General features: G+C 64.7%; 28 protein-coding genes. 10 read left to right on the plus strand and 18 right to left on the minus strand.

Annotated features, from left to right (window positions below):
- Positions 1 to 55: 55 nt before the first annotated feature.
- The 9 genes from sucD to sdhC form a co-directional block, all read right to left on the minus strand.
- Entirely contained in the window at positions 56 to 958 is a 903-nt protein-coding gene (sucD, locus tag P7F60_RS13825; RefSeq protein WP_277918315.1) for a succinate--CoA ligase subunit alpha, read from the minus strand.
- 18 nt (positions 959 to 976) lie between these two features.
- The gene (gene sucC, locus P7F60_RS13830) at positions 977 to 2170 is read right to left on the minus strand and encodes an ADP-forming succinate--CoA ligase subunit beta (RefSeq protein ID WP_277918316.1); all 1194 of its coding nucleotides are present in this window, start codon (positions 2168 to 2170) and stop codon (positions 977 to 979) included.
- Positions 2171 to 2201: 31 nt separating this feature from the next.
- The gene (gene mdh / locus P7F60_RS13835; protein WP_277918317.1) at positions 2202 to 3164 is read right to left on the minus strand and encodes a malate dehydrogenase; all 963 of its coding nucleotides are present in this window, start codon (positions 3162 to 3164) and stop codon (positions 2202 to 2204) included.
- Positions 3165 to 3344: 180 nt separating this feature from the next.
- Positions 3345 to 4505: a cell division protein ZapE gene (gene zapE / locus P7F60_RS13840; RefSeq protein WP_277918318.1), complete on the minus strand. Its 1161-nt coding sequence runs from the start codon at positions 4503 to 4505 to the stop codon at positions 3345 to 3347.
- Positions 4506 to 4574: 69 nt separating this feature from the next.
- Entirely contained in the window at positions 4575 to 5120 is a 546-nt protein-coding gene (locus P7F60_RS13845) for a protease inhibitor Inh/omp19 family protein (RefSeq protein ID WP_277918319.1), read from the minus strand.
- A 245-nt stretch (positions 5121 to 5365) separates the two neighbouring features.
- Entirely contained in the window at positions 5366 to 6145 is a 780-nt protein-coding gene (locus P7F60_RS13850; protein ID WP_277918320.1) for a succinate dehydrogenase iron-sulfur subunit, read from the minus strand.
- A 15-nt stretch (positions 6146 to 6160) separates the two neighbouring features.
- Positions 6161 to 8002, minus strand: a complete 1842-nt coding sequence (sdhA, locus tag P7F60_RS13855) for a succinate dehydrogenase flavoprotein subunit (protein ID WP_277918321.1) — start codon at positions 8000 to 8002, stop codon at positions 6161 to 6163.
- A 7-nt stretch (positions 8003 to 8009) separates the two neighbouring features.
- The gene (gene sdhD, locus P7F60_RS13860; protein ID WP_277918322.1) at positions 8010 to 8390 is read right to left on the minus strand and encodes a succinate dehydrogenase, hydrophobic membrane anchor protein; all 381 of its coding nucleotides are present in this window, start codon (positions 8388 to 8390) and stop codon (positions 8010 to 8012) included.
- Between the two features lie 12 nt (positions 8391 to 8402).
- On the minus strand, positions 8403 to 8795 hold the full coding sequence (sdhC, locus tag P7F60_RS13865; protein WP_277918323.1) for a succinate dehydrogenase, cytochrome b556 subunit: 393 nt from the start codon (positions 8793 to 8795) through the stop codon (positions 8403 to 8405).
- A gap of 307 nt (positions 8796 to 9102) precedes the next feature.
- On the opposite strand from sdhC, the gene P7F60_RS13870 reads away from it, so the two are divergent.
- Positions 9103 to 9453 (plus strand): hypothetical protein, encoded by a 351-nt coding sequence (locus tag P7F60_RS13870; protein ID WP_277918324.1) that lies wholly within the window; start codon positions 9103 to 9105, stop codon positions 9451 to 9453.
- Here the strand turns inward: P7F60_RS13870 and P7F60_RS13875 are convergent.
- The 5 genes from P7F60_RS13875 to tsaD are packed head-to-tail and all read right to left on the minus strand — an operon-like array spanning position 9440 to position 12968.
- Positions 9440 to 10090: a methyltransferase gene (locus P7F60_RS13875; protein WP_277918325.1), complete on the minus strand. Its 651-nt coding sequence runs from the start codon at positions 10088 to 10090 to the stop codon at positions 9440 to 9442. The genes P7F60_RS13870 and P7F60_RS13875 overlap by 14 nt on opposite strands.
- Positions 10091 to 10096: 6 nt before the next feature.
- On the minus strand, positions 10097 to 10528 hold the full coding sequence (locus tag P7F60_RS13880; protein ID WP_277918326.1) for an EVE domain-containing protein: 432 nt from the start codon (positions 10526 to 10528) through the stop codon (positions 10097 to 10099).
- Positions 10529 to 10534: 6 nt separating this feature from the next.
- A complete protein-coding gene (locus P7F60_RS13885; RefSeq protein ID WP_277918327.1) occupies positions 10535 to 10828 on the minus strand; it encodes a YciI-like protein in 294 nt (97 codons plus the stop codon).
- 13 nt (positions 10829 to 10841) lie between these two features.
- On the minus strand, positions 10842 to 11843 hold the full coding sequence (locus P7F60_RS13890; protein WP_277918328.1) for an NAD(P)H-dependent glycerol-3-phosphate dehydrogenase: 1002 nt from the start codon (positions 11841 to 11843) through the stop codon (positions 10842 to 10844).
- 30 nt (positions 11844 to 11873) lie between these two features.
- Positions 11874 to 12968: a tRNA (adenosine(37)-N6)-threonylcarbamoyltransferase complex transferase subunit TsaD gene (gene tsaD, locus P7F60_RS13895; RefSeq protein WP_277918329.1), complete on the minus strand. Its 1095-nt coding sequence runs from the start codon at positions 12966 to 12968 to the stop codon at positions 11874 to 11876.
- A gap of 73 nt (positions 12969 to 13041) precedes the next feature.
- Here tsaD and hemC point away from each other — a divergent pair, with 73 nt between their 5' ends.
- The 6 genes from hemC (at position 13042) to P7F60_RS13925 (ending at position 18935) form a co-directional block, all read left to right on the plus strand.
- Positions 13042 to 13971, plus strand: coding sequence for a hydroxymethylbilane synthase (hemC, locus tag P7F60_RS13900; protein WP_277918330.1), 930 nt, complete (start codon positions 13042 to 13044; stop codon positions 13969 to 13971).
- Between the two features lie 22 nt (positions 13972 to 13993).
- Positions 13994 to 14719: a uroporphyrinogen-III synthase gene (locus P7F60_RS13905; RefSeq protein WP_277918331.1), complete on the plus strand. Its 726-nt coding sequence runs from the start codon at positions 13994 to 13996 to the stop codon at positions 14717 to 14719.
- A gap of 156 nt (positions 14720 to 14875) precedes the next feature.
- On the plus strand, positions 14876 to 16081 hold the full coding sequence (locus P7F60_RS13910; RefSeq protein WP_277918332.1) for a hypothetical protein: 1206 nt from the start codon (positions 14876 to 14878) through the stop codon (positions 16079 to 16081).
- 13 nt (positions 16082 to 16094) lie between these two features.
- Positions 16095 to 17699 carry a heme biosynthesis protein HemY gene (locus P7F60_RS13915; RefSeq protein ID WP_277918333.1) on the plus strand — a complete coding sequence of 535 codons (1605 nt, stop codon included), beginning with the start codon at positions 16095 to 16097 and terminating at the stop codon, positions 17697 to 17699.
- Between the two features lie 14 nt (positions 17700 to 17713).
- Complete coding sequence (locus P7F60_RS13920; protein WP_277918334.1) at positions 17714 to 18184, plus strand: TerB family tellurite resistance protein; 471 nt, start codon at positions 17714 to 17716, stop codon at positions 18182 to 18184.
- Positions 18174 to 18935, plus strand: coding sequence for a glutamine amidotransferase (locus tag P7F60_RS13925; RefSeq protein WP_277918524.1), 762 nt, complete (start codon positions 18174 to 18176; stop codon positions 18933 to 18935). Before P7F60_RS13920 ends, P7F60_RS13925 begins: the two co-directional genes overlap by 11 nt.
- Here the strand turns inward: P7F60_RS13925 and P7F60_RS13930 are convergent.
- A complete protein-coding gene (locus P7F60_RS13930; protein ID WP_277918335.1) occupies positions 18932 to 20179 on the minus strand; it encodes an MFS transporter in 1248 nt (415 codons plus the stop codon). The genes P7F60_RS13925 and P7F60_RS13930 overlap by 4 nt on opposite strands.
- Positions 20180 to 20337: 158 nt before the next feature.
- On the opposite strand from P7F60_RS13930, the gene P7F60_RS13935 reads away from it, so the two are divergent.
- Positions 20338 to 20631: a YggT family protein gene (locus P7F60_RS13935; RefSeq protein ID WP_277918336.1), complete on the plus strand. Its 294-nt coding sequence runs from the start codon at positions 20338 to 20340 to the stop codon at positions 20629 to 20631.
- Between the two features lie 4 nt (positions 20632 to 20635).
- A complete protein-coding gene (locus P7F60_RS13940) occupies positions 20636 to 20950 on the plus strand; it encodes a DUF167 domain-containing protein (protein WP_277918337.1) in 315 nt (104 codons plus the stop codon).
- On the opposite strand, the gene ppa is transcribed toward P7F60_RS13940, so the two are convergent.
- Complete coding sequence (gene ppa, locus P7F60_RS13945) at positions 20951 to 21484, minus strand: inorganic diphosphatase (RefSeq protein WP_277918338.1); 534 nt, start codon at positions 21482 to 21484, stop codon at positions 20951 to 20953.
- Positions 21485 to 21687: 203 nt separating this feature from the next.
- On the opposite strand from ppa, the gene P7F60_RS13950 reads away from it, so the two are divergent.
- Complete coding sequence (locus tag P7F60_RS13950) at positions 21688 to 22296, plus strand: hypothetical protein (protein WP_277918339.1); 609 nt, start codon at positions 21688 to 21690, stop codon at positions 22294 to 22296.
- 52 nt (positions 22297 to 22348) lie between these two features.
- On the opposite strand, the gene P7F60_RS13955 is transcribed toward P7F60_RS13950, so the two are convergent.
- Positions 22349 to 22855 (minus strand): GNAT family N-acetyltransferase, encoded by a 507-nt coding sequence (locus tag P7F60_RS13955; RefSeq protein WP_277918340.1) that lies wholly within the window; start codon positions 22853 to 22855, stop codon positions 22349 to 22351.
- A 280-nt stretch (positions 22856 to 23135) separates the two neighbouring features.
- The gene (gene typA, locus P7F60_RS13960) at positions 23136 to 24956 is read right to left on the minus strand and encodes a translational GTPase TypA (RefSeq protein WP_277918341.1); all 1821 of its coding nucleotides are present in this window, start codon (positions 24954 to 24956) and stop codon (positions 23136 to 23138) included.
- Positions 24957 to 25038: the final 82 nt, after the last annotated feature.

Here is a 25038-nt window from a genome sequence, read left to right on the forward strand (position 1 = left end):
ATGGCCGGGCGGGAGGCGAACACGCCTCCCGCCCGGCCCAAAGCTTGGAAGCCGATCAGCCCTTGAGGACTTCGACCAGCGTCTTGCCGAGGCGGGCCGGAGACGGCGACACCTTGATGCCTGCCGATTCCATCGCCGCGATCTTCGATTCCGCGTCGCCCTTGCCGCCGGACACCACGGCGCCGGCATGGCCCATGGTGCGGCCCTTCGGCGCGGTGCGGCCGGCAATGAAGCCGGCCATCGGCTTCTTGCGGCCCTTCTTGGCTTCGTCCTTGAGGAACTGGGCCGCGTCTTCTTCAGCCGAGCCGCCGATTTCGCCGATCATGATGATCGAGGTCGTGGCGTCGTCGGCCAGGAACATTTCCAGCACGTCGATGAACTCGGTGCCCTTGACCGGGTCGCCGCCGATGCCGACCGCCGTCGTCTGTCCCAAGCCTTCGTTGGTGGTCTGGAACACGGCTTCATAGGTCAGCGTGCCCGAGCGCGAGACGATGCCGACCGAGCCCTTGCGGAAGATCGAGCCCGGCATGATGCCGATCTTGCATTCTTCCGGCGTCAGGATGCCCGGGCAATTGGGGCCGAGCAGGCGCGAGTTCGAGCGGTCGAGGCGAGCCTTGACGCGCACCATGTCCATCACCGGGATACCCTCGGTGATGCAGGTGATGAACGGGATCTCGGCGTCGATGGCCTCGATGATCGCGTCCGCAGCGCCTGCCGGCGGCACGTAGATGACGGTGGCGTCGGCGCCGGTCTTGTCACGGCCCTCAGTGACCGAGGCGAAGATCGGCAGGCTTTCGCCCTTGGAGCCGGTCCAGGTTTCGCCGCCCTTCTTGGGGTGGATGCCGCCGACCATCTTCGTGCCGTAATAGGCGAGCGCCTGTTCGGTGTGGAAGCTGCCGGTCTTGCCTGTCAGGCCCTGGACCAGGATCTTGGTGTCTTTGTTGACGAGAATGGACATAAGTTTCCGGTCCTTCAATTAGCCGTTGATCGCCGCGACGATCTTCTTGGCGGCATCGTCCAGATCGTCGGCGGCGGTGATCGCCAGACCCGATTCGTTGAGGATTTTCTTGCCAAGCTCGACATTCGTGCCTTCGAGGCGAACGACCAGCGGAACCTTGAGGCCGACTTCCTGCACCGCGGCGACAACGCCTTCGGCGATGACGTCGCACTTCATGATGCCGCCGAAGATGTTGACGAGGATGCCCTCGACCTTCGGGTCGGCGGTGATGATCTTGAAGGCAGCCGCCACCTTCTCCTTGCCGGCGCCGCCGCCGACGTCGCAGAAGTTCGCCGGCTCCTTGCCGTAGAGCTTGATGATGTCCATGGTCGCCATGGCAAGGCCGGCGCCGTTGACCATGCAGCCGATGTTGCCGTCGAGCGCGACATAGGCGAGATCCCACTTGGAGGCCTCGATTTCCTTGGCGTCCTCTTCGGTCTCGTCACGCAGCGCGCGGATGTCGTCGTGGCGGAACAGGGCGTTGCCGTCGAACGACACCTTGGCGTCGAGCACGCGCAGATGGCCGTTGGTCATGACGATCAGCGGGTTGATTTCGAGAAGGGCCATGTCCTTCTCGTTGAACGCCTTGTAGAGAATCGGGAACAGCGACTTGGCGTCCTCGATCGCAGCGCCTTCCAGCGCCAGCGCCTTGGAGATCGCCTCGACGTCGGCGGCGGTCACGCCGGCTTCCGGGTCGATGGCGATGGTGTGGATCTTCTCCGGCGTGTCATGGGCGACAGCCTCGATGTCCATGCCGCCTTCGGTCGAAACGACGAAGGCGACGCGGCCGACCGAGCGGTCGACCAGCAGCGAGCAATAGAGTTCGCGGGAAATGTCGGCGCCGTCCTCGATGTAGAGGCGGTTGACCTGCTTGCCGGCATCGCCGGTCTGGGCGGTCACCAGCGTATTGCCGAGCATGTCCTTGACGTTGGCGACAACCTCGTCGATGGACTTGGCGAGGCGAACGCCGCCCTTGGCTTCCGGGGACAGTTCCTTGAACTTGCCCTTGCCGCGGCCGCCGGCATGGATCTGGCTCTTGACCACGTAGAGCGGTCCCGGAAGCTGCTTTGCAGCCGCCTCGGCCTCGGCGGCCGTGAAGATCGCGACCCCGTCGGCAACCGGTGCGCCATAGCTCTTCAGCAGAGCCTTCGCCTGGTATTCATGAATATTCATCGGATGATTCCTGACTAGGAGCGGACAGCGCTTACTTCAGCGCCGGGGCGATGTTCGTGCAGGCTTCGCACAGGCCGGCAACGGCCGAAACCGACTTGCCGAAGGCTTCCTGCTCGGGACCGTTCAGGTCGATCTCGATGATGCGCTCGACGCCGCCGGCGCCGATGACCGTGGGAACGCCGACATACATGTCCTTGACGCCGTACTGGCCCGAAAGATGGGCGGCGCAGGGCAGGACGCGCTTCTTGTCCTTGAGGAAGGATTCGGCCATCTCGATGGCGGAAGCGGCCGGCGCGTAATAGGCAGAGCCGGTCTTCAGCAGGCCGACGATCTCGGCGCCGCCGTCACGGGTGCGCTGGATGATCTCTTCGAGACGCTCCTTGGTGACCCAGCCCATCTTGACGAGGTCGGTCAGCGGCACGCCGGCAACCGTCGAGTAACGGGCGAGCGGCACCATGGTGTCGCCATGGCCGCCGAGAACGAAGGCGGTGACGTCCTGGACCGAAACGTTGAATTCCTGGGAGAGGAACAGGCGGAAGCGGGCCGAATCGAGCACGCCGGCCATGCCGACCACCATGTTCTTCGGCAGGCCGGAGAACTTCTGCAACGCCCAGACCATGGCGTCGAGCGGGTTGGTGATGCAGATGACGAAGGCGTTCGGGGCATACTTCTTGATGCCGGCGCCGACCTGTTCCATGACCTTGAGGTTGATGCCGAGCAGGTCGTCGCGGCTCATGCCCGGCTTGCGGGCGACACCGGCGGTGACGATGCAGACATCGGCGCCTTCGATGGCGGAATAGTCGCTGGCACCGGTCAGATTGGCATTGAAGCCCTCGACGGGCGAAGACTGAGCGATGTCGAGGCCCTTGCCCTGCGGGATGCCGTCGGCAATGTCGAACAGGACGATGTCGCCGAGTTCCTTGAGGCCGGCGAGATGCGCCAGCGTGCCGCCAATCATTCCCGATCCGATAAGTGCGATCTTTTTGCGCGCCATTGAAGTGCTTCCTTTGCGGTCAAAATCCCTGGGGACGGCCATCGAAGACGCCTCCCACCGTGGCCAACCGCAATACGACGAAAGCCACCAAATGGCAACGTGTTATTTTGGTGTCATATATTTCAATCGGTTATATGAAAAATAACTTACGTCAACGTAAGAATTTCAGACACACCGCCGTCACATTTCCGCCAGCAGTTCCGCATGGCGACGCTGATATTCGCCGCTGCGCATCTCAAACAGACGCGAGATAGTCCGATCGAACTCGAAACCCTCGGTGCCGCGCCGTTCGGTGAGCAGATCCTCCGGCATGGCCGCCGCCGAGGCGATCAGTCGGGCGCCCTGGTCGTAGAGCGCATCGACGAGAATGATGAAGCGCTTCGTCTCATTGCGCTTTTCCGGGCCGAGGCGGGGAATGTGATCGAGGAAGACGACGTCGAAACGTTCGACGATCGCCAGATAATCGGCCGCCCCCAGCGGGGCTTCGCAGAGTTCGGCGAAGGTGAAGCGCGCCGCCCTTCCCGCCGCCTGACGCACGGGAATGCTGCGGCCCATGCGGTCGATTTCGACGGCGGCGGGCCTGTGGCCATCGGTGGCCGCCTTCCAGGCCCGGTCCATCGCCGCGTCGGTCTCGGCATTGATCGGCGTCAGGTAGACCGGCAGCGAATCGAGCTTTTCCATGCGGTAATCGGTCGGCGAATCCAGGCTGACGACATCGACATGGGCTTTGAGCAGATCGACGAAGGGCAGGAAAAGGCCGCGGTTGAGCCCGTCGCGATAGAGATTGTCCGGCTCGACGTTGGAGGTCGCGACCAGCACGCAGCCGCGCTTGAACAACTCCCCGAACAGCCGTGCCAGGATCATCGCATCGGCGATGTCGGTGACGGTGAATTCGTCGAAGCAGAGCAGTTCGGCCTCGGCAAACAGCGCTGCGGCGACCGGCGGCACCGGATCGGCTTCCTTCGTCTCGCCGGCCTTCAGCTTCTGGCGATGGGCATGGATACGGGCATGCACGTCGGCCATGAATTCATGAAAATGGGCGCGGCGCTTGCGCCTGATCATCGCCATGTCGAAGAACATGTCCATCAGCATGGTCTTGCCGCGCCCGACGCTGCCATGGACATAGAGGCCGCGAATCGGCTTTTCCCGCTTCTTGCGCCCGAACAGCCAGCCGAGCGCGCTGGACTTGGCGGCGGCGGGGCTGTCGGCAAGGGCAAGCAGGATCTTGTCCAGCCGCGCGGCGACCGCCATCTGCGCCGGATCCGTCTTCAGTTCGCCCGAGAGCGTCAGGGCCTTGAGCTTCGCGACGAGGCTCAACGACGGATCGAAAGCGGCAGTCATGGGAGGGTCCGATTCAAGCGATGCGGCATACGTGAAAATGGCCGGCGATGGGCCGGCCAGTCAGAACGATCAGCGGCTGAGGCTGACGGGCTGGCCGCCGGTCAGCGTGCCGTCGAAGCGGGAATCGGCGGTCTTGTAGAGATTGCCGATAACGTTGCCGGAGCGGTCCTTGAGCGCGACCTGCTTGCCACTGACTTCCCAGGATCCCATCGAGGTCAGGACGCCGGCGCAGCCGCGCGTGCCACCGCGCGAACCGCCGCCGAGATTGGTGAGCGTCAGGAACATGTCGCAGCTGGCTCCGGCATTGGAAACCTTCCAGTTGCCGACCATGGATTCCTTCTTCACGTCGAGCGCGGTGGCCGCCATCTGGTCGTTGCCGGTCGCAGTGGCCGGCGCCGTCGGCGCGGTCGGGAACTGGGCGGAATTGACATTGGCGCTGGCGCTGGCCGTCGGATCGGGCAAGGCGCTGGACTGGACACCCGACACCGGCTGCGCGGCGAGCGGCGCCGGTTGGCTCGGCCGGCTGGCGGGGCCGAGGTCGCTATAGGTCGTCCGCTGGCACCCGGCAAGCGCAAGCGCGACACCCAGCGTAGCGGCGGCAAATTTCAACTGCATCATGACACTCCCGATACGTGCGCGTTCGGCCCGTCCTATTGCGCAATCAAGGCGGAAATACCGTAGGACGCAATGGTTAATCAACCCTTGTCATACGGTCGCCGCAGCCGTGCAACGGCCATCGGCGGTTGAGGTAATCTGCAATTCGCGATTTTCAACATCGCAACGGGCACATCCTGGCCTCCCCGCCGCATTGCCCGCCACGGCGTTGCCGGGCGGACACAGCGGCAGGACGGACAGGCGGATCACATCCGCCGTTCCACCATCATCTTCTTGATTTCGGCAATCGCCTTGGCCGGGTTCAGCCCCTTCGGGCAGGCCTGGGCGCAGTTCATGATCGTATGGCAGCGATACAGCCGGAAGGGATCTTCCAGGTTGTCGAGGCGCTCGCCGGTCGCCTCGTCGCGGCTGTCGATCAGCCAGCGATAGGCCTGCAGCAGAACGGCGGGACCGAGATAACGGTCGCCGTTCCACCAGTAGCTCGGACAGGAGGTCGAGCAGCAGGCGCACAGGATGCATTCGTAGAGGCCGTCGAGCTTGAGGCGGTCCTCATGGCTCTGCTTCCATTCCTTGGCCGGCGTCGGCGACACCGTCTTCAGCCAGGGCTCGATGGAGCGATGCTGGGCGTAGAAGTTGGTCAGATCCGGCACCAGATCCTTGACGACGGGCATATGCGGCAGCGGATAGACCTTCACCGTGCCCTTGATCTCGTCCATGCCCTTGGTGCAGGCCAGCGTGTTGGTGCCGTCGATGTTCATGGCGCAGGAGCCGCAGATGCCTTCGCGGCAGGAGCGGCGCAGCGTCAGCGTCGGGTCGATCTTGTTCTTGATGTAGAGCAGCGCGTCGAGCACCATCGGGCCGCAATCGTCGACATCGATGGTATAGGTGTCGATGCTCGGGTTGCGGCCATCGTCCGGGTTCCAGCGATAGATGCGGAATTCGCGGGTTTTCGTCGCGCCGGCGGGCTTGGGCCACACCTTGCCTTCGGTCATCTGCGAATTCTTGGGAAGAGCGAGTTCAACCATGTCTTTATCCTCGGCTCAATAGACGCGGGCCTTGGGCGCGATCTTCTTGGGATCGATGCCTTCGGCGATCAGTTCGGTGTGAACGGGACGGTAGTCGAGCTTGACGTCGCCATCCGCATTCACCCAGGCGAGCGTATGCTTGCGCCAGTTCTCGTCGTCGCGCCCGGCGAAGGGACCGCTGGTGTAATCCTCGCGGGCATGCGAGCCACGGCTTTCCTTGCGCGCCTCGGCGCCGTAGACCGTGGTGATGGCGTTGGCCATCAGGTTTTCCAGCTCCAGCGTCTCGACCAGGTCGGAGTTCCAGATCATCGAGCGGTCGGTGACCTTGACGTCGGGCAGTTCCTTCCAGATGGCCGAGAGGCGCTTGCAGCCGCTTTCCAGCGATTCCTGGGTGCGGAACACGGCAGCGTCCTCCTGCATGGCGCGCTGCATCTTGTCGCGCAGCACCGCCGTCGGCATGCTGCCATTGGCGTGACGCAACCGGTCGAAGCGCTCCATGATCCTATCGCAGGCGGCCGTGTCGAGCGCGGGGATCGCCGAAGCGCGGTCGATGACCTCGCCGGCGCGGATGGCGGCGGCGCGGCCGAAAACCACCAGGTCGATCAGCGAGTTGGAGCCGAGGCGGTTGGCGCCATGCACCGAGGCGCAGCCGGCCTCGCCGACCGCCATCAGGCCCGGCGCGATGCGCTCGGGGTTTTCGCTGTCGGCGTTGAGCACTTCGCCCCAGAAATTGGTGGGAACGCCGCCCATGTTGTAATGCACGGTCGGCAGGACCGGGATCGGCTCGCGGGTAACGTCGACGCCGGCGAAGATCTTCGCCGATTCCGAAATGCCCGGAAGACGCTCATGCAGCACGGCCGGATCGAGATGGTCGAGATGCAGGAAGATGTGGTCCTTGTTCTTGCCCACACCACGGCCCTCGCGGATTTCCATGGTCATGCAGCGCGAAACGACGTCACGCGAGGCCAGATCCTTGGCCGAGGGCGCGTAGCGCTCCATGAAGCGCTCGCCTTCGGAGTTGACGAGATAACCGCCTTCGCCGCGTGCGCCCTCGGTGATCAGACAGCCGGCGCCGTAGATGCCGGTCGGATGGAATTGTACGAATTCCATGTCCTGCAAGGGCAGGCCGGCGCGCGCGATCATGCCGCCGCCGTCGCCGGTGCAGGTATGGGCCGAGGTGGCGGAGAAATAGGCGCGGCCGTAGCCGCCGGTCGCCAGCACCACCATCTTGGCGGTGAAGCGATGGATGGTGCCGTCATCGAGGTTCCACGCGACGACGCCGGTGCAGCGGCCGTCGGCCGACATGATCAGGTCGAGCGCGAAATATTCGATGAAGAATTCGGCATTGTTGCGCAGCGACTGGCCGTAGAGCGTGTGCAGGATGGCGTGGCCGGTGCGGTCGGCGGCAGCACAGGTGCGCTGCACCGGCGGGCCTTCGCCGTAATTCTGCATATGGCCGCCGAAGGGGCGCTGGTAGATCTTGCCTTCGGCGTTGCGCGAGAAGGGCACGCCGTAATGCTCCAGTTCATAGACGGCCTTCGGCGCTTCCATGGCGAGATACTGCATGGCATCGACGTCGCCGAGCCAGTCGGACCCCTTGACGGTGTCGTAGAGGTGCCATTGCCAGCAATCCGGCGTCATGTTGCGTAGCGAGGCGGCGATGCCGCCCTGGGCGGCGACGGTGTGCGAGCGCGTCGGGAAGACCTTGGTGATGCAGGCGGTCTTGAAGCCCTGTTCGGCCATGCCGAGCGTGGCGCGCAGGCCAGCGCCGCCGGCGCCGACGACGACCACGTCATAGGCGTGGTCCACATAGGTATAGGCCTTGCCGTTCTGGGCGGGGGAAGGATTGGAAGCCATGATCGGATTACCCTGCGAATGCGATTTTCAGAATGGCGAACAGACAGAGCCCGGCCACCGCGACGCAGAAGAACGTGTTCAGCATCAGAAGGGCGATCTTGCTGCCTTCGGCATGGATGTAGTCCTCGATGATGACCTGCATGCCGAGCTTCATGTGGATGACGCCGGAGACGACAACCAGCGCCATGACGACCGCAACCAGCGGATTGGCGAGCGCTGCGACCAGCTCCGGATGCGGGGCGCCGGCATAACGGATGAGGAAAATGACGAAGAAGGTGAGAAGCGGCACGTTGGCGACGGCCGTCAGGCGCTGGCGCCAGAAATGCTCGGTGCCGTCCTTGGCAGAGCCGAGGCCGCGAACCTTGCCGAGAGGGGTGCGCATATCCATGAAACGATCCTCTTAGCGAACGAGAAGGGCGATTGCCCAGATCAGCACGGTCAGACAGATAGAGACGACCGGTTGCGCCTTGGCGAGCTTGGTGGTGAAATGCTTGTCGAAACCGTGGCCCAGATCCCACATGAAATGGCGCAGACCGCCCAGCATGTGATGCACCAGCGCCCAGGTATAGCCGATGAGCACGAGACGACCGATCCAGGTGCCCATGACCCAGTTCGCCCACTCGTAATAAGCCGGGCCGGACGCCGCCGCCACCAGCCACCACGCGACCAGCAGCGTGCCGACATACAGCGCGCCGCCGGTGATGCGGTGCACAATCGACATGACCATGGTCGGGATCGGCTTGTAGATTTGAAGGTGCGGCGATAGGGGCCGGTTGTTTGTCACGTTCGCCATCAGAACCTCGCGGCGTTCACGGGTGCGCTTCGGATTTGGGGCTATCATTGCCTCTGGGGGAACAGCGCGCGCGGATTTGGCCTGTGCGCTGCATCAATTGCGACGTTTAATCGCCGATGGGCGGTCCGACAAGCAGATTCCATGCAAGTGGTGATTTTAATCGATTGGGGATCGCAAGCGCCTGAAGCGACGCCAAGTATCGGGCAGCGTTAACGCTTTTTTCAAAAACGCGGGATGCGGGGGTGACAAAACCGCCTCCCCGCGCCACATTCGATTGACGCTTTGTTAACGTTTTGGAGTTTTGGACATGGTATCGCGTCGCTCGCTCGCCGCTTCGCTTCTGTCGCTGGCGCTGGCCGCCTGCTCCGCAACCCCGCTTTTCGCCGGGGAATGGCGCGGCCACCATCACCGCCGTCACGACGCCGTCTCCGGCCTCGTCGATTCCACGCTTCCCTCGATCATCCCCGGGCTCGGCACCTATAGCGGTGCGATCTCGGCGTTGCGGGTACGCGGCAACGGCATCTATTTCTCGGTAAGTGGACTTGGCGGTGAAGCGCCGGCCCGGCCACGCCCGAAGGCGACGATCATCGACGTCTCCTCCGGGATCGCCGACCCTTGCTCCTACGAGTCGGGCGTCTGCGTCATCAGACCCCGATGAACCGCCAGACCGTGGTCTTCTTGACCTCACTGTCCTCCAGCACCCGCGTCACCGGTACCTGGTAGGTAGCGCAGGGAGCGAGCCGGTCTTTCGGCAGATAGGCTCGGCCGGGATCGCCGACCAGCACGGTCTTGCCCGCCGCCGTCAGGCCGTCGAACCACGGCACCAGCATTTTCGCGAAATCGCTGTCGTAGAAGACATCGCCGGCGAGGATGACATCGGCCTCGACCGGCCGGCCGAGCAGATCGGCGGCAGTATAGTCAAGCGCGACCTCGTTCGCCGCCGCATTCAGTGCGATCGCCGTTTTGGTCCAGGGATCGATATCGGCTGAGAGCACTGATGCCGCGCCCGCCTTCATCGCGGCAATGGCGACGAGGCCCGAACCGCTGGCGAAATCCAGCACGCGTTTTCCCCGCACCGTCTCAGGCGTATCCAGCACATAACGCGCCAACCCTTGACCGCCCGCCCAGGCAAAGGCCCAGAAGGGCGGCGGCAGGCCGATTTCCTCCAACTCCGCCTCGGTCTTCAGCCAGAGATCATGCACTTCGCTGGCCAGATGCAGGCGCACCTCCGGCACATGCGGCGGTGCGATCAGGCTGGTATTGTCGAGGATAAAGCGGCGCGGCTCGGTCTTCACGGGGCCTCAGCGCGGCGGATCGTCGAGACCGCCGAGACGGCAGATTTCCAGATATTCCTCCTCGGTCACCGGCTGCACCGACAGGCGCATGGAGGTGACCAGCGACATTGCCGAAAACGCTGGATTTGCTTTGATTTCCTTCAGCGACACCGGCTTGGGCACATCGCAGACGGCGCGGATATCGACGCAATCCCAGCGCAGATCTTCCTTGGCCGTCGAATCGGGATGCGACAGTGCCGAAACCTCGACGATGCCGACGATCTCCAACCCCTCGTTGGAGTGGTAGAAAAAGCCCTTTTCGCCGAGCTTCATCGCCCGCATGTTGTTGCGGGCCTGATAGTTGCGCACGCCGGTCCATTCCTCGCCGGCCGCACCCTTGGCCTTCTGCTGTTCCCAGGACCAGGTCGAGGGCTCGGATTTGAAAAGCCAATAGGCCATGTCGTCTCAATTCTCCGGCTTGTTGAAAACCCAGTTGAACGGCTTGACCTCGACCGTTTCGAACAGCCCCGCCTGGGCATAGGGGTCGCTGTCGGCGAGCGCCCGCGCCGCGTCGAGCGTCTCGGCCTCGACGATGACGAGGCTGCCGCAGGGCTTGCCCTCGTCGTCGAGAAAGGGGCCGGCCATCTTCAGCGTGCCCTCGGCGTTCAGCCGGTTGAGATGGTCGACATGCGCGGGCCGTGTTTCCATGCGCACGTTCAGGTGGGCGGGCTTGTCCTTGCAGATCATGGCGAAAAGCATCGCATCCTCTCCTTTATGTTTCCGGCCGAGCATACTCGGTTGTAATCGGGCGTGTCATCAACTGTTCGGTGGCGCTTTTCACATCCAGCCGTCCGTCGATGATGGCGGCAACCGCATCGGTTACCGGCATTTCCACCCCGCGCGCGTCCGCCAGCCGCGAAGCAACGGACGCGGCAAAGGCGCCTTCGACCAGCCCTCCGGCCCGGCCCGTATCCACCGGCTCGCCCTCACCGAGCTTGATGCCGAAGCGGAGGTTGCGCGACTGGTGGCTGGTGGCGGTCAGCACGAGATCGCCAAGCCCGGAAAGTCCGCGCACGGTGTCGGCCCGCCCGCCTTCGGCAACGACGAGGCGCGACATTTCCGCAAGGCCCCGCGCAATCAGCGCCGCACGGGCCGAATCGCCAAGCCCTGCGCCCTCGACGATGCCGCAGGCAATCGCCAGCACATTCTTCAAAGCGCCGCCGAGCTGCACGCCGACCCGGTCGTCGGAGGGATAAAGGCGAAAGCTCGGGCCGGAAATCGCATGCGCCAGCCGCTCGGCGACATCCAGCTCCGCCGCCGCCACCGACATCGCCGTCGGCAGGCCGCGCGCAATATCGGCGGCAAAGCCGGGACCGGAGAGCACCGCCACCGGATGATGCGGCAATTCGCTTTCGAGCACATCGGTCAGCAGCCGGTTCGAGGCGCGGTCGATGCCCTTGGCGCAGGTGACGACGATCGCATCCGCCGCCAGATAGGGGCCGTATTGCCGCGCGGCCTCGGCCTGCGCCTGCGAGGGCATGACGAACAGCACGATGCCGGCCTCGGCCAGCACCTCGGGCTCGGCCGAATAATCGAGCGAATCGGGAAGCTGCACGCCCGGCAGTGCCGCCTCATGCAGGCCCTCGTTCCTGAGATCGGCCATCAGCGTCACGTCCCGGCCGAGCAGCGTCACCTTCGCCCGGCCGGTCTGGGCGATGACGGCGGCGAGCGCCGTTCCGAAGGCGCCCGCGCCGATGACGACGATCCGTTCCATCTGCTCTCTCCTTCTGACGTCTCTATCGCGTCAGGCTTTGACGCCGCGTTTTCCCGAACCGATCTTCGCCGCCGCTTCCGGGTCGAGCGGCCAGCGCGAGCGCGGCGCCGTCGCCAGATCGTCGGCGGGCAATCCCTCGGCCAGACGCTCCAGCCCCGCCCAGGCGATCATCGCCGCATTGTCGGTGCACAGTCGCATCGGTGGCGCGACGAAGGTGAAATTGTTGGCGGCGCAAAGATCATGCAAGGTCTGGCGCAGGACTTTATTGGCCGCAACCCCGCCGGCCACGACCAGCGAAGGTTTTTCGATAGCCGGGTAAAGATCGCGAAACCGCTGCAGGCCCCGTCCGATGCGATCCTTCAATGTCCGCGACACGGCTTTCTGGAAGGAGGCGCAGATATCGGAAACATCCTGGGTCTTCAGCGGCTGCAGGCCGGTCGCGGTCTGGCGCACCGCCGTTTTCAGGCCGGAAAAGGAAAAATCGAGCCGCGCCTCGCCGACCAGCGGCCGGGGGAAGGAGAACCGGTCGGCATCGCCCGAAAGGGCGGCCCGCTCCACCGCCGGGCCGCCGGGATAGGGCAGGCCGAGCAGTTTTGCCGTCTTGTCGAAGGCCTCGCCCAACGCATCGTCGATGGTCGTGCCCCAGCGCTGGTAGTCGCCGACGCCGCGCACAAGAATGAGCTGCGTATGCCCGCCGGAGACCAGCAGCATGAGATAGGGAAAGGAAAGTCCATCGGTCAGCCGCGCCGTCAGCGCATGGCCCTCGAGATGGTTGACGGCATAGAGCGGCTTGTCCGCCGCCCGCGCCATGGCTTTCGCGGTCATCAGCCCGACCAGCAGCCCACCGATCAGGCCCGGCCCGGCGGTCGCCGCGATGGCGTCGACATCGGCAAGCGACAGATTGGCGCGGGCGAGCGCCTCCTCGATCAGCGTGTCGAGCGCCTCGACATGGGCGCGGGCTGCAATTTCCGGCACGACGCCGCCATAGGCGCTATGCTCGTCGAGCTGGCTCAGCACCACGTCGGAGACGATCTCGCCACGCCCGTCCGGATGGCGCAGAACGATGGCGGCGGCGGTCTCGTCGCAGCTTGTTTCGATGCCGAGGATGCGAAGGGGGTCCGTCATGGCTGGGTGTTCACCGGTTGCGGTCGCCTCAAAAGCTGGATACGGAAGTTCCGGTAACAATGGAACGAAGCGGATGCAAACAAAACCTTTGCGGATCGGCACGCGCGGCAGCCCCTTGGCGCTGGCCCAGGCTCACGAAACCCGCGACCGGCTGATGGCCGCCCACGGCTTGCCGGCCGAGATGTTCGAGATCGTCGTGCTCTCGACCACCGGCGACCGCGTCACCGACCGGGCGCTGTCGGAAATCGGCGGTAAGGGACTGTTCACCCAGGAACTGGAGGAGCAACTGACCTCCGGCGAACTCGACATGGCCGTGCATTCCTCCAAGGACATGCCGACCGTGTTGCCCGACGGCCTGCACCTTTCCGCCTTCCTGCCGCGCGCCGATGTACGCGACGCGGTGATCGGCCGAAGCGCCCCGACACTGATGGCGCTGCCCCACGGCGCCACGGTCGGCTCCTCGTCGCTGCGCCGCCAGGCGCTGATCCGCCGCCTGCGCCCGGATATCACCGTCATCACCTTTCGCGGCCAGGTCGAGACGCGGCTGCGCAAACTCGCCGAAGGCCAGGTCGATGCGACGCTGCTCGCCGTCGCCGGCCTCAACCGCCTCGGCAAGACCGGCATCGTCACCGAATTCCTCGATCCTGCCGAATTTCCGCCGGCCCCGGCGCAAGGGGCGATCTGCATCGAATGCCGTATCGACGATATCAGGATCAACGCCCTGCTCGACGCCGTCAATCACCGCCCGACCTATGACGCCGTCACCTGCGAACGCGCTTTCCTCGCCGCGCTCGACGGCTCCTGTCGTACGCCGATTGCCGGCCTGGCGCTCACCGAGGGCGATGCGCTGTTTTTCTCCGGCATGATCCTCACGCCGGACGGCCAGACCGTCCACCGCATCGCCATTGACGGCAAGACGGCGGAAGCGGCAAACCTCGGCCGCAAGGCGGGCGAAGAGGTGCGCGCCATCGCCGGCAGCGGCTTCTTCGAGGGATGGATCTGACGGTATCAGGACGGGAGGCAGCATGCGCGTCATCGTCACCCGGCCCTGTCAATCAGGCCGCCGCACCGCCGAGAAGCTGCGCCAGCGCGGCCATGATCCGGTCATCCTGCCGCTGACGGCGCCGACTCATGACGTGCTGGCCGCCGCCCGTGCGCTCAAGCAGCCCTACAGCGCCATCGCGGTTACCAGCGCCGAGGCGATCCGGGCGCTGGAAAAGCTGGAGGAGGGGCTGGAGCCTCACCGCGACGCCCTGCTGTTCGGCGTCGGTCGGGTGACGGCGGCGGCGGCGCAAGCGGCGGGTTTTACCCGGGCGCAAGCCGCCGAGGGCACCGGCCTCGATCTCGCCGATCGCATCCTCGCCCATTTTCGCCAGACCGGCCCGCCGCAAGAACCGCTGCTCTATCTCGCCGGCCGCCCGCGCAGCCCGGCGCTGGAACGAACGCTCTCCGCCGCCGGCCTGCCGTACCGCGCCGTCGAATGCTACCACATGCTGCCGATCGAGCACGCGCCGGAGCGCCTGCATCGCCTTCTGGTCGAGACGCCGGTCGAAGCGGTGCTGTTCTACTCGCGCGAAAACGTCGACCGCTTCTTTTCGCTGAGCCCGTTCATGGACGGCTTCGCGGCGCTTGCACAAACCCGCTTCTATTGCCTCAGCCGCAATATCGCCGCCGCCGTGCCGGCGGCCATGTCGGAACGAGTCCGCATTGCGCCGTCGCCGGACGAGGAGGCCCTGCTCGACCTGTTATGATCGGGTCGAGCAGCAGAACCTCCGGACGCCAGCGGCCGGTAAACGTTCCAGATGTGCCGAAATCGATTTCGACCGGAGGAATTGTGGACGGGCCTCTTTCCTTGGCGGGGTTTGCTGACTAGGTTTGTTGCAATGCATTGAAGTGAAGAGGTTGCCATGGTCGAAGATCCGCCGCGCCACACCCGATCGCCCGACGAGCCGATCACGATCGAGGGGACCGCACAACGCATCACCGAACCGACGGACACCGCTTCCCCCGCAGAGGATAACGCTCCGCCGCCGCAGGAAACGCCGGACGCCGCCTCCGCCGGCCTCGAAGCCGATAAGCCGCAAGCACCGCCGGAGACCGTCGCCGCCGAGCCGGAACCGGAGCCCGTGAAGGTCGAGCCGGCTGAAACGCCGGAGCCGGAAGAGACGGAACCGCCGCGCCCACCCACCTGGACGCAGGCCCCGCCCGCCCCCACCGCCGTCAAGCAGACCGCCACCTCGACCCTGGTCGCCGCCGGCATTTTCGGCGGTCTGGTGGCGCTCGCTCTGGCCGGGGCCATGCAATATGCCGGCGTCCTGCCGGGCGCGGGTGCGAACAAACCCGCCGACACCGGCGCGCTCAGCGCCGAAATCGACGCCCTGCGCCAACAGGTCGCCGCCTTGCCCACGGCACCTGTCGCGCCTGCCCCGGACCCCGCGCTGGAACAGCGCATCGCCGCGCTCGAAGCCAAGGTCGCGCCGCTGGCGGACGGCATCGACAAGGTCAGCAACGGCCTTGCCGCGCTTGGCCAGACGGCGGCCAGCGGCACCGGCGACGTCACCGCCCGCCTCGATGAGATCGAGAAGAAGCTGAGCGAACCACAGAATGACGGCGCCGTCGCCCGCACCATCGCGCTGACCGCGCTACGCTCGGCGATCGATCGCGGCGGCGCGTTTTCGGCCGAGCTGGATGCGCTCGCCAGCGTCAGCCACGATGATCCGGCCATCGGCGAGTTGCGGCCGCTGGCCTCCGGCGACCTGCCCTCCCGCGCCGAGCTGGTCGAGCAGTTCCGGGATGTCGCCTTCGCGATGATCGAGGCGGTCAACCAGCCGGGACCGGATAGCGGCATCGGCGAGCGGCTGTTCGCCAGCGCCCTGTCGATCGTCAAGGTGCGCAATGTCGGCGATGTCGAGGGCACCGGTCCCGACGCGATCACCGCCCGCATCGAGGACAAGTTGAAGAAGGGCGCCCTGAAGGATGCCGTAGCCGAATGGGACACCCTGCCCGAGGCGGCGAAGACGGCAGGCGCCGCTTTCAAGGCCAGGCTGGATGCCCGCATTCGTGCCGAAGACCTGTTGAGCGCCGTCTCGGCGGCAACGAACAAGCAGAGCTGAGCCGGGAGACGACATGATCAGAATTCTCGTATTCGCCATTCTCGTCCTGGCGCTCGGCTTCGGCTTCTCCTGGCTGGCCGACCGGCCCGGTGAACTGACCCTGCTCTGGGAAGGCCGCATCGTCGAGATGAGCCTGCTGGCCGCCGCCGGCTTCACCGTCGCCCTCGTCGCCGCCGTGCTCGTCTGTTGGTGGCTGCTCAGCGGCCTGTGGAACTCGCCGCACACGATCAACCGCTATTTTCGCGCTCGCAAGCGCGACCGCGGCTACCAGGCGCTGTCGACGGGGTTGATCGCCGCCGGGGCCGGCAATTCGCTGCTGGCGGCCAAGATGGCGGCGCGCTCGCGCGGCCTGATCAGCGCCGACCAGGAGCCCCTGATCCATCTGCTGGAGGCCCAGACGGCGCTCATCGAAGGCAAGCATGACGATGCGCGCCGCAAGTTCGAGCTGATGGCCGACGATCCCGAGACCCGCGAGCTTGGCCTGCGCGGTCTCTATCTCGAAGCCAAGCGCCTCGGCGCCGACGAGGCTGCCCGCCAATATGCCGAGCAGGCGGCGGAAAAGGCCCCCTACCTGCCCTGGGCGGCGCAAGCGGCGCTGGACTACCGCTCGCAAGCCGGCCTCTGGAACGACGCCATCCGCCTGCTCGACCAGCAGCGCGTCGCTCATGTTTTTCCCAAGGCCGAGGCCGAGCGCAAGAAGGCCGTGCTGTTGACCGCGCGCGCCGCCGCCGCATTGGAGGCCGATCCGAAGACGGCACGGCAGGATGCGCTCGCCGCGCTCAAACTGGCGCCGTCGCTGGCCCCGGCCGCCCTGATCGCCGCCAAGAGTTATTTCCGCGAGGACAATGTCCGCAAAGCTTCCTCGGTGCTCGAACAGGCGTGGAAACAGGCGCCGTCGAGCGAGATCGCCACTACCTATCTGCGCGCCCGCAGCGGCGACAGCGCGCTCGATCGCCTCAAGCGCGCCGAGCGGCTGGAGGCGCTGAAGCCCAACAACATCGAATCGCTGCTCGCCGTCGCCCGCGCCGCCCTCGACACCAAGGATTTTTCCCGCGCCCGGCAGAAGGCGGAGGCAGCCGCCCGCATGGATGCGCGCGAAAGCGTCTTCCTGCTGCTGGCCGATATCGAGGAGGCCGAAACCGGCGATCAGGGCCGCATCCGCCATTGGCTGGGCCAGGCGCTGCGCGCCCCGCGCGATCCCGCCTGGGTGGCAGACGGCTTCGTCTCGGAGACCTGGCTGCCGGTCTCACCGGTCAGCGGACGTCTCGACGCCTTCGAATGGAAGGCGCCGTTCCACCAGATCGCCGCCCGCATCGAGGACGGCACGCTTGCCGAAGACGCGCTGCAGACCCTGCCGCCGCTACCGGAAAAGACCGTATCGGAACCGCCGAAACCGGCCGCCGTTCCCGCGATCATCGATGCCGAACCGGTGGTGAAGCCGGTGCCGCAGGCGATGAAACCTGCGCCGCGCCCGGCCGAGGCGCGGCCGACGCCGGAGCCGGTCGCGGCCAACAGCTCGCGCGCGCCCGATCCGTTCAACGGCCGCCCGCCGGATGATCCCGGCGTGAAATTCGCCGAAGCCGACAGCGGCGAGAAGACGCGGTTGCGGTTGTTCTGAGCACGGGAGCGCCAATGTTCGAACGTATCCAGAACTTCTTCAACAACCTCACCGCTTCCCCGGCTGCCTTCGCGCCCGGCGATCCGCTGGTTGCGGTCGCCGCCCTTTGCATCCAGGTGATGGAGGCGGACGGCACCGTCTCCGATAGCGAGAAGGAAAGATTACGCACCCTGTTGCGCGAGCATTACGGCCGCGACGGGGCTTCGCTGGAAGCGCTGATCGAGGCTGGCCGCGAGGCCGGCAACGAGGCCGTCGACTATTATCGCTTCACCGCCGACCTCAAACGACATCTCGACGACGACCAGCGGCTGGAACTGATCGGCATCCTCTGGGATATCGTCTATGCCGACGGGGTGCGCAACGAACTGGAAGATCATGTCATATGGCGAATTGCCGATCTGCTCGGTGTCTCCGGAACCGACCGGGTCGCGCTCAGACAGCGCGCCGCAGCCCGCGCCCCCGAACCCGACGCGCCTGACGGCTGAACCGCCGGCCCGCCGGCCCTCGACCGGCGAACAGCCCGCCATTCTCGTCGTGCTGCATCAGGAGCGCTCCAGCCCCGGCCGTGTCGGCCAGATGCTGGAACGGAAGGGTTTCAGGCTGGATATCCGCCGGCCGGTGCTCGGCGATCCCCTGCCGAAAACGCTGGCCGACCATGCCGGCGCCGTCGTCTTCGGCGGGCCGATGAGCGCCAACGACGCGGACGACTTCGTGCGCGCCGAAATCGACTGGCTTTCGGTGCCGCTCACCGAAAACAAGCCCTATCTCGGCATCTGCCTCGGCGCGCAGATGCTGGTCAAGCAGCTCGGCGGGATGGTCGAAAGCCATAGCGACGGGCTGGCGGAAATTGGCTGGTATCCGCTGCGCGCCACCGAAAAGGGCCGAGCGTTGCTGCCCGACTGGCCCGATATGGTCTATCACTTCCATCGCGAGGGTTTCGATCTGCCGGCCGGCGCCGAGCTGCTGGCCGAGGGCGACACCTATCCCAACCAGGCTTTTCGCTACGGCCGCACCGCCTGGGCGCTGCAATTCCATGCGGAGCTGACGCGGGCGATGATGCAGCGCTGGGTCGTGCATGGCGCCCACCGTTTCGAGCTGCCGAATGCGCAGCGCGGCAAGGCCCATCTCGATGGCCGCCTGTTGCATGACGAACCGCTGCGCGTCTGGCTGTCGAACTTCCTCGACATCGTCTTCCTGCAGCCGCCGCAACAGCGGTTGCTGACGGAAAGCGTTTAGACCGCCTGCCGCTGCGAGGGCGCGTCGAGTGAATCGATGCGCCGCAGCTTCGGAAAACTCGACGCCCAGATGATCGACACCGCGAGCGTGCCGAAACCGCCGATCACCACGGCCGGCACGGCGCCGAAGATCGCCGCCATGGTGCCGGCGCGGAATTCTCCGAGTTCGTTGGAGGCGCCGACGAACACCATGTTGACGGCATTGACGCGGCCGCGCACCGCATCCGGCGTCCACAGCGCGATCAGCGTTTCGCGCACATAGACGGAAATCATGTCGGAAGCGCCCATGACGAACAGCGCGGCAATCGACAGCCACGCCGTCTGCGACAGGCCGAACAGAATGGTTGCCGTCCCGAACAGGCCGACGCCGATGAACATCAGCATTCCGGCCCGGTGGCGGATGGGATAGGCGGCAAGGATCAGAGCGACGAGGATGGCGCCGACGCCGGGGGCCGCGCGCAGCAGGCCGAGGCCCCATGGCCCGAGCACCAGCACATCGCGCGCGAAGACCGGCATCAGCGCCACGGCGCCGCCGAGCAACACAGCGAAGAGATCGAGTGAGATCGCTCCCAGCACCACCTTTTCCGAACGGATGAAGCGGAAGCCGGCCAGCATGCTGTCGAGCGTCACCCGCTCGCGCACACTTTTCTGCGGCGGCTTCGGCACCATGAAGACCAGCACGGCGGCGGCGGCCATGAACACCAGCGCCACCGAATAGGCCACCAGCGGCCCGAGACCATAGAGCAGGCCGCCCGCCACCGGCCCGACGATCGACGCCGCCTGCCAGGAGGAGGAGTTCCAGGCGATCGAATTGGCCAGATCCTGCTCCGGCACCAGGTTCGGCGCCAGGGACTGCACGGCGGGCGCCATGAAGGCGCGCTCGATACCGAACAGCACCAGCACGGCGAAGACCGGCAGCGGCGCAAACGCGCCGGTGACCGTCAACCCCAGCAACGCGGCGGCGCAGAGCGCGCTGACCACCATGCAGATGGAGACGATGGCACGGCGATTGTAGCGATCCGCCACCGAACCGGTGACGAGGATCAGCACCAGCGAGGGCAGGAACTGGAACAGGCCGATGAGGCCGAGATAGAAGGTGCTGCGCGTGACGTCATACATCTGCCAGCCGACCGAGACGGAGATGATCTGCGTCGCGAACACGGCGAGGAAGCGCGCGGCGAAGAAGCGCGCATAGGCCACATGCCGGAAAGCCGCGAAACGGTCTGGCGTGGTCGAAACGGACATGGAGAACTGTTCCTTGCATCTGGGCCGCAATTCCAGCCCGGCGGGCCGATGGCGAGAGGCCGGCCCGTTAAACATGATTCCGCTTTACGGCTTTTGCGGCCCTTGCTCGTTAAGTCGCCAATGTCTACATCTCTGTCAATCGAGAAATGGAGACCTGGATGCTTGCTCTTTTTCAAACCATTGACCTGGCTTTGAATATCTATACCTGGATTTTGATCGCCAGCGCGATCTTCTCCTGGCTCTACGCCTTCAACGTGGTCAATTCGAGCAACCAGTTCGTCAACTCGATCGGCTTGTTCCTGCACAATGTCACCGAGCCGGTGCTGCGGCCGATCCGCCGCCTGCTGCCGAACCTCGGCGGCATCGACATCTCGCCGATCATCCTGCTGCTGATCATTTTCTTCATCCGCTCGCTGATGTGGAATTCGCTCTGGCCGATGGTCGCCCGGTAACAGGGTGACCAGCCCCTTCAAGGCGCTGGCCGATGGCGTCAGCCTCCGCCTGCGGTTGATGCCGAATGGCGGTCGCGACGCAATCGACGGCATCGAGACCGATGCCAACGGCGACGCTTTCCTGAAGGCGCGGGTGAGCGCGGTGCCGGAGGACGGCAAGGCCAACAAGGCGCTGATCGCGCTGCTCGCCAAGCGGCTGAAGATCGCCAAATCGGCGATCTCGGTCGTCTCAGGCGAAACCGCCAGAAAGAAAATCCTCCGGATCGAGGGCGACCCGGAGGATGTGATCGGAAAGATCGAAAGCCTGCTGAAAGGCTGATTATTTCTGGGCTTTGGCGCGCTCGATGGATTCGAGGATGATGCGCTTGGCGGCGTCGACATCCAGCCAGTCGCCGATCTTCACCCACTTTCCGGGCTCCAGATCCTTGTAATGCGTGAAGAAGTGCTCGATCTGCTTGAGCGTGATTTCCGGCAGGTCGGTGTAGTTGGCGACCTTGTCGTAGCGGCGCGTCAGCTTCGGCACCGGCACGGCGAGGATCTTTTCGTCCTTGCCGCCATCGTCTTCCATCATCATCACGCCGATCGGGCGAACGTTGATGACGCAGCCCGGCACCAGCGGGCGGGTGTTGCAGACGAGCACGTCGAGCGGATCGCCATCCTCGCAGAGCGTATGCGGCACGAAGCCGTAATTGCCCGGATAGGTCATCGGCGTGTAGAGGAAACGGTCGACGACCAGCGTGCCGGCCTCCTTGTCCATCTCGTACTTGATCGGCTGACCGCCAACCGGCACTTCGACGATGACGTTGACGTCGTTCGGCGGGTTCTTGCCGATGGAAATTGCATCAATACGCATTCATGCCCCCGGGGAGAAACTGTGGAAACTGGTGAGCAGATAATCCCTTTCCCATGGCAAAGCAATGTCTTTCGACCCGTTGACCCATGGTGGAGGGCGGACGCATTTTCCGCTTGATCGCTACCGCCGGCGGGTTCATGGAAGCGCAAAACGCCGGGCCGGAACACCGATTCTGGCCCGTTTCCAGTCCGAGGTATGCCCCCATGAAATCCGTTCTGCTCACCGTCCTCCTGCTGGCAACCGGCGCCGTTGCGGCAAACGCCAATGACAGCCGCTACACCGACCTGAAGCCGAAATCCTGCCAGACGATCAGCCAGGCCGAGGACGAAAGCGGCAGCGTCTCCCTGAAATGCAAGGGGCTCGACGGCTATCCTGTCTATGTCAAGGAAGGCGATCTGCGCCAGTCTGCCTTCTTCGGCCCGATCGATGACCTCTATATCGAGCGCGCCTTCGAAAGTTTCGGCACCTTCAACCATGCCGGCGAGAAGGTCGAATGGCGCGTGGATGCCGGGGGCAAGCCGGTCGCCGCCATCCTGCGCTATGTGATCGAACACGCCGACCCGAAGACCGGGGCGCCGTCCAAGGCCTCGCAAGGACAGATCCTCGTCGTTTCCAAGGTGGCGCAGAAGGACAACGGACAGGGTTGCGTTGCCGGTTATGTCGATGCGCTGGCCAATCCTGACGCCAACGACTTGGCGCGCCAGATCGGCGATACGGTCGTACCCGATTTCCGCTGCGGCAGCGACGAGCCGACCTGGCACGGCAAGAAGGGCGAACGCGCCGACGAGCCGATGCGTTACCTGCCGCAATAAACCTCGAATCGAACGGGAAAAGCGCGCCGGCATAGAAGCCGGCGTGGCCGCGTCAGTTCCAGACGAAACCGACCTTCTTCAGCGAGACTTCACCGAAATCTTCCATGCCCTCGGCAAGGTCGACGCCACCATTGGAGCGGAAGAAGCGGTCGGCATTTTCGCTGTCTTCGAGGCACCAGACGACCAGCCCGTTGCAGCCGATGGATTTCAGCTGGTGGCGGGCTTCCTGAAACAGGCGGTAGCCGAGGCCGATGCCCTGATATTCCGGGCGCAGGTAGATTTCGTAGATTTCGCCTTCCTGCGGCAGCGAGCGGGCGCGGTTGAGCCCGAGCGTCGCATAACCGGCGACGACGCCGGCAACATCGGCGACGAGGATCGTCGCCGGGCCGCGCGTCGCCTTGCGCCACCAGGCTTCGCCGCGGCGCTCCAGCATCTGCGTCAGGGCCTTGTGCGGAATGAGGCCGCCATAGCTGTATTGCCAGGCGCTGCGATGGGCATCCGAAATGGCGCGTGCATCCGCCGGTTCCGCGTGCCGAATCTCGATCGTCAACGTCTTCATAACGCCACTCTGCCTTTGCCCCAACGAAGCACCCCACGCAATCATTGCAGGGGGACCGTTCCGCGGCGCAGAATCACTTCGCGCACGCAGACGGATTTAAGTCATTTTTAACGAAATCAACAAGCCGCAAACCGCGCCGAAGACAAAAAAACGCCCCGCACCTTGGGAGCGGGACGTTTCGCAAACGATGTTTCGAAGGTAGGTCCTCAGGAAGAAACTAAAATCGAAACAATTAGATAGGACACCCTTCCCTTAAAAGGGGCAGCGCCTGAAAACCGTGTCAGGCGTAGCGGGCCTTTTCGAAACGCTTGCGCTCGTTCGGGTCGAGATAGAGCTTGCGCAGGCGGATCGACTTCGGCGTCACTTCCACCAGTTCGTCGTCCTGGATCCAAGAGAGCGCGCGCTCCAGCGTCATCTTGATCGGCGGCGTCAGGCGGACGGCTTCGTCCTTGCCGGCGGCGCGGATGTTGGTGAGCTTCTTGCCCTTGAGCACGTTGACTTCGAGGTCGTTGTCACGCGTGTGGATGCCGACGATCATGCCGGCATAGACCTTCTCGCCGGCATCGATGACCATCGGGCCGCGATCTTCCAGGTTGAACAGGGCATAGGCGACGGCCTCGCCCGATTCGTTGGAGAGCAGCACGCCGTTGACGCGACCGCCGATCTCGCCCTTGTAAGGCTGGTAGTCATGGAACAGGCGGTTCATCACGGCCGTGCCGCGCGTGTCGGTCAAAAGTTCCGACTGGTAGCCGATCAGGCCACGGGTCGGCGCGAAGAAGCGCAGGCGCACGCGATTGCCGCCGGAGGGACGCAGCTCGACCATCTCGGCCTTGCGCTCGGACATCTTCTGGACGACGACGCCGGAATGCTCCTCGTCGACGTCGATGACGACTTCCTCGACCGGCTCCAGCATCTCGCCGGTCGCCTCGTCCTTGTGCATGACGACGCGCGGGCGCGATACGGCAAGCTCAAAACCTTCGCGGCGCATGGTCTCGATGAGCACGGCGAGCTGCAATTCGCCACGGCCGGAAACGAAGAACGAATCCTTCTCGCCCGACTCCTCGATCTTCAGCGCGACATTGCCTTCGGCTTCCTTGAACAGGCGGTCGCGGATGACGCGGCTGGTGACCTTGTCGCCTTCGGTGCCGGCCAGCGGGCTGTCGTTGACGATGAAGGACATGGTGACGGTCGGCGGATCGATCGGCTGCGCCTTCATGGCTTCCATGACCGAGGGGTCGCAGAAGGTGTCGGCAACCGTGCCCTTGGTCAGGCCGGCGATGGCGACGATGTCGCCCGCATGGGCTTCCTCGATCGCGGTGCGCTCGATGCCGCGGAAGGCGAGAATTTTCGTGATACGACCGTTTTCGATCAGCTTGCCGTCCTGGCCCAGAACCTTGACGGACTGGTTCGGCTTGATCGAGCCGGAATGGATGCGGCCGGTGATGATGCGGCCGAGGAAGGGGTTGGCTTCGAGGATCGTGCCGATCATGCGGAACGGGCCATCGGCGACCTTCGGCTCGGGCACGTGCTTGAGCACGAGGTCGAGCAGCGGCGCCATGCCCTCTTCCTTCGGACCATCCGGATTGACGTTCATCCAGCCGTTGCGGCCAGAACCATAGAGGATCGGGAAATCGAGCTGTTCGTCGGTGGCGTCGAGATTGGCGAAGAGGTCGAAGACCTCGTTCAACACTTCCTCGTGGCGGCCGTCGGGACGGTCGATCTTGTTGATCGCGACGATCGGCTTCAAGCCGACCTTCAGCGCCTTGCCGACCACGAACTTGGTCTGCGGCATCGGGCCTTCGGAGCTATCGACGAGGACGATGGCGCCGTCCACCATCGACAGGATGCGCTCGACTTCACCGCCGAAATCGGCGTGGCCGGGCGTGTCGACGATGTTGATGCGGGTATCCTTCCACTCGATCGACGTCGCCTTGGCGAGGATGGTGATGCCGCGTTCCTTTTCGATGTCGTTCGAATCCATGACGCGTTCCATGACGCGCTGGTTCTCGCGAAACGAGCCGGACTGTTTCAGGAGCTCGTCGACCAGGGTCGTCTTGCCATGGTCAACGTGCGCGATGATCGCGATGTTGCGAAGGGCCATAAATCTATCTCTGAAGCTGGGGCTGCGCTGAAAAACCATGCGCGCCAATTTTCATTGTGGCGCGCTCTTATCCTGTTTTTTG

It is taken from the genome of Rhizobium sp. YJ-22 (assembly GCF_029601685.1).
Taxonomy (GTDB): domain Bacteria; phylum Pseudomonadota; class Alphaproteobacteria; order Rhizobiales; family Rhizobiaceae; genus Metarhizobium.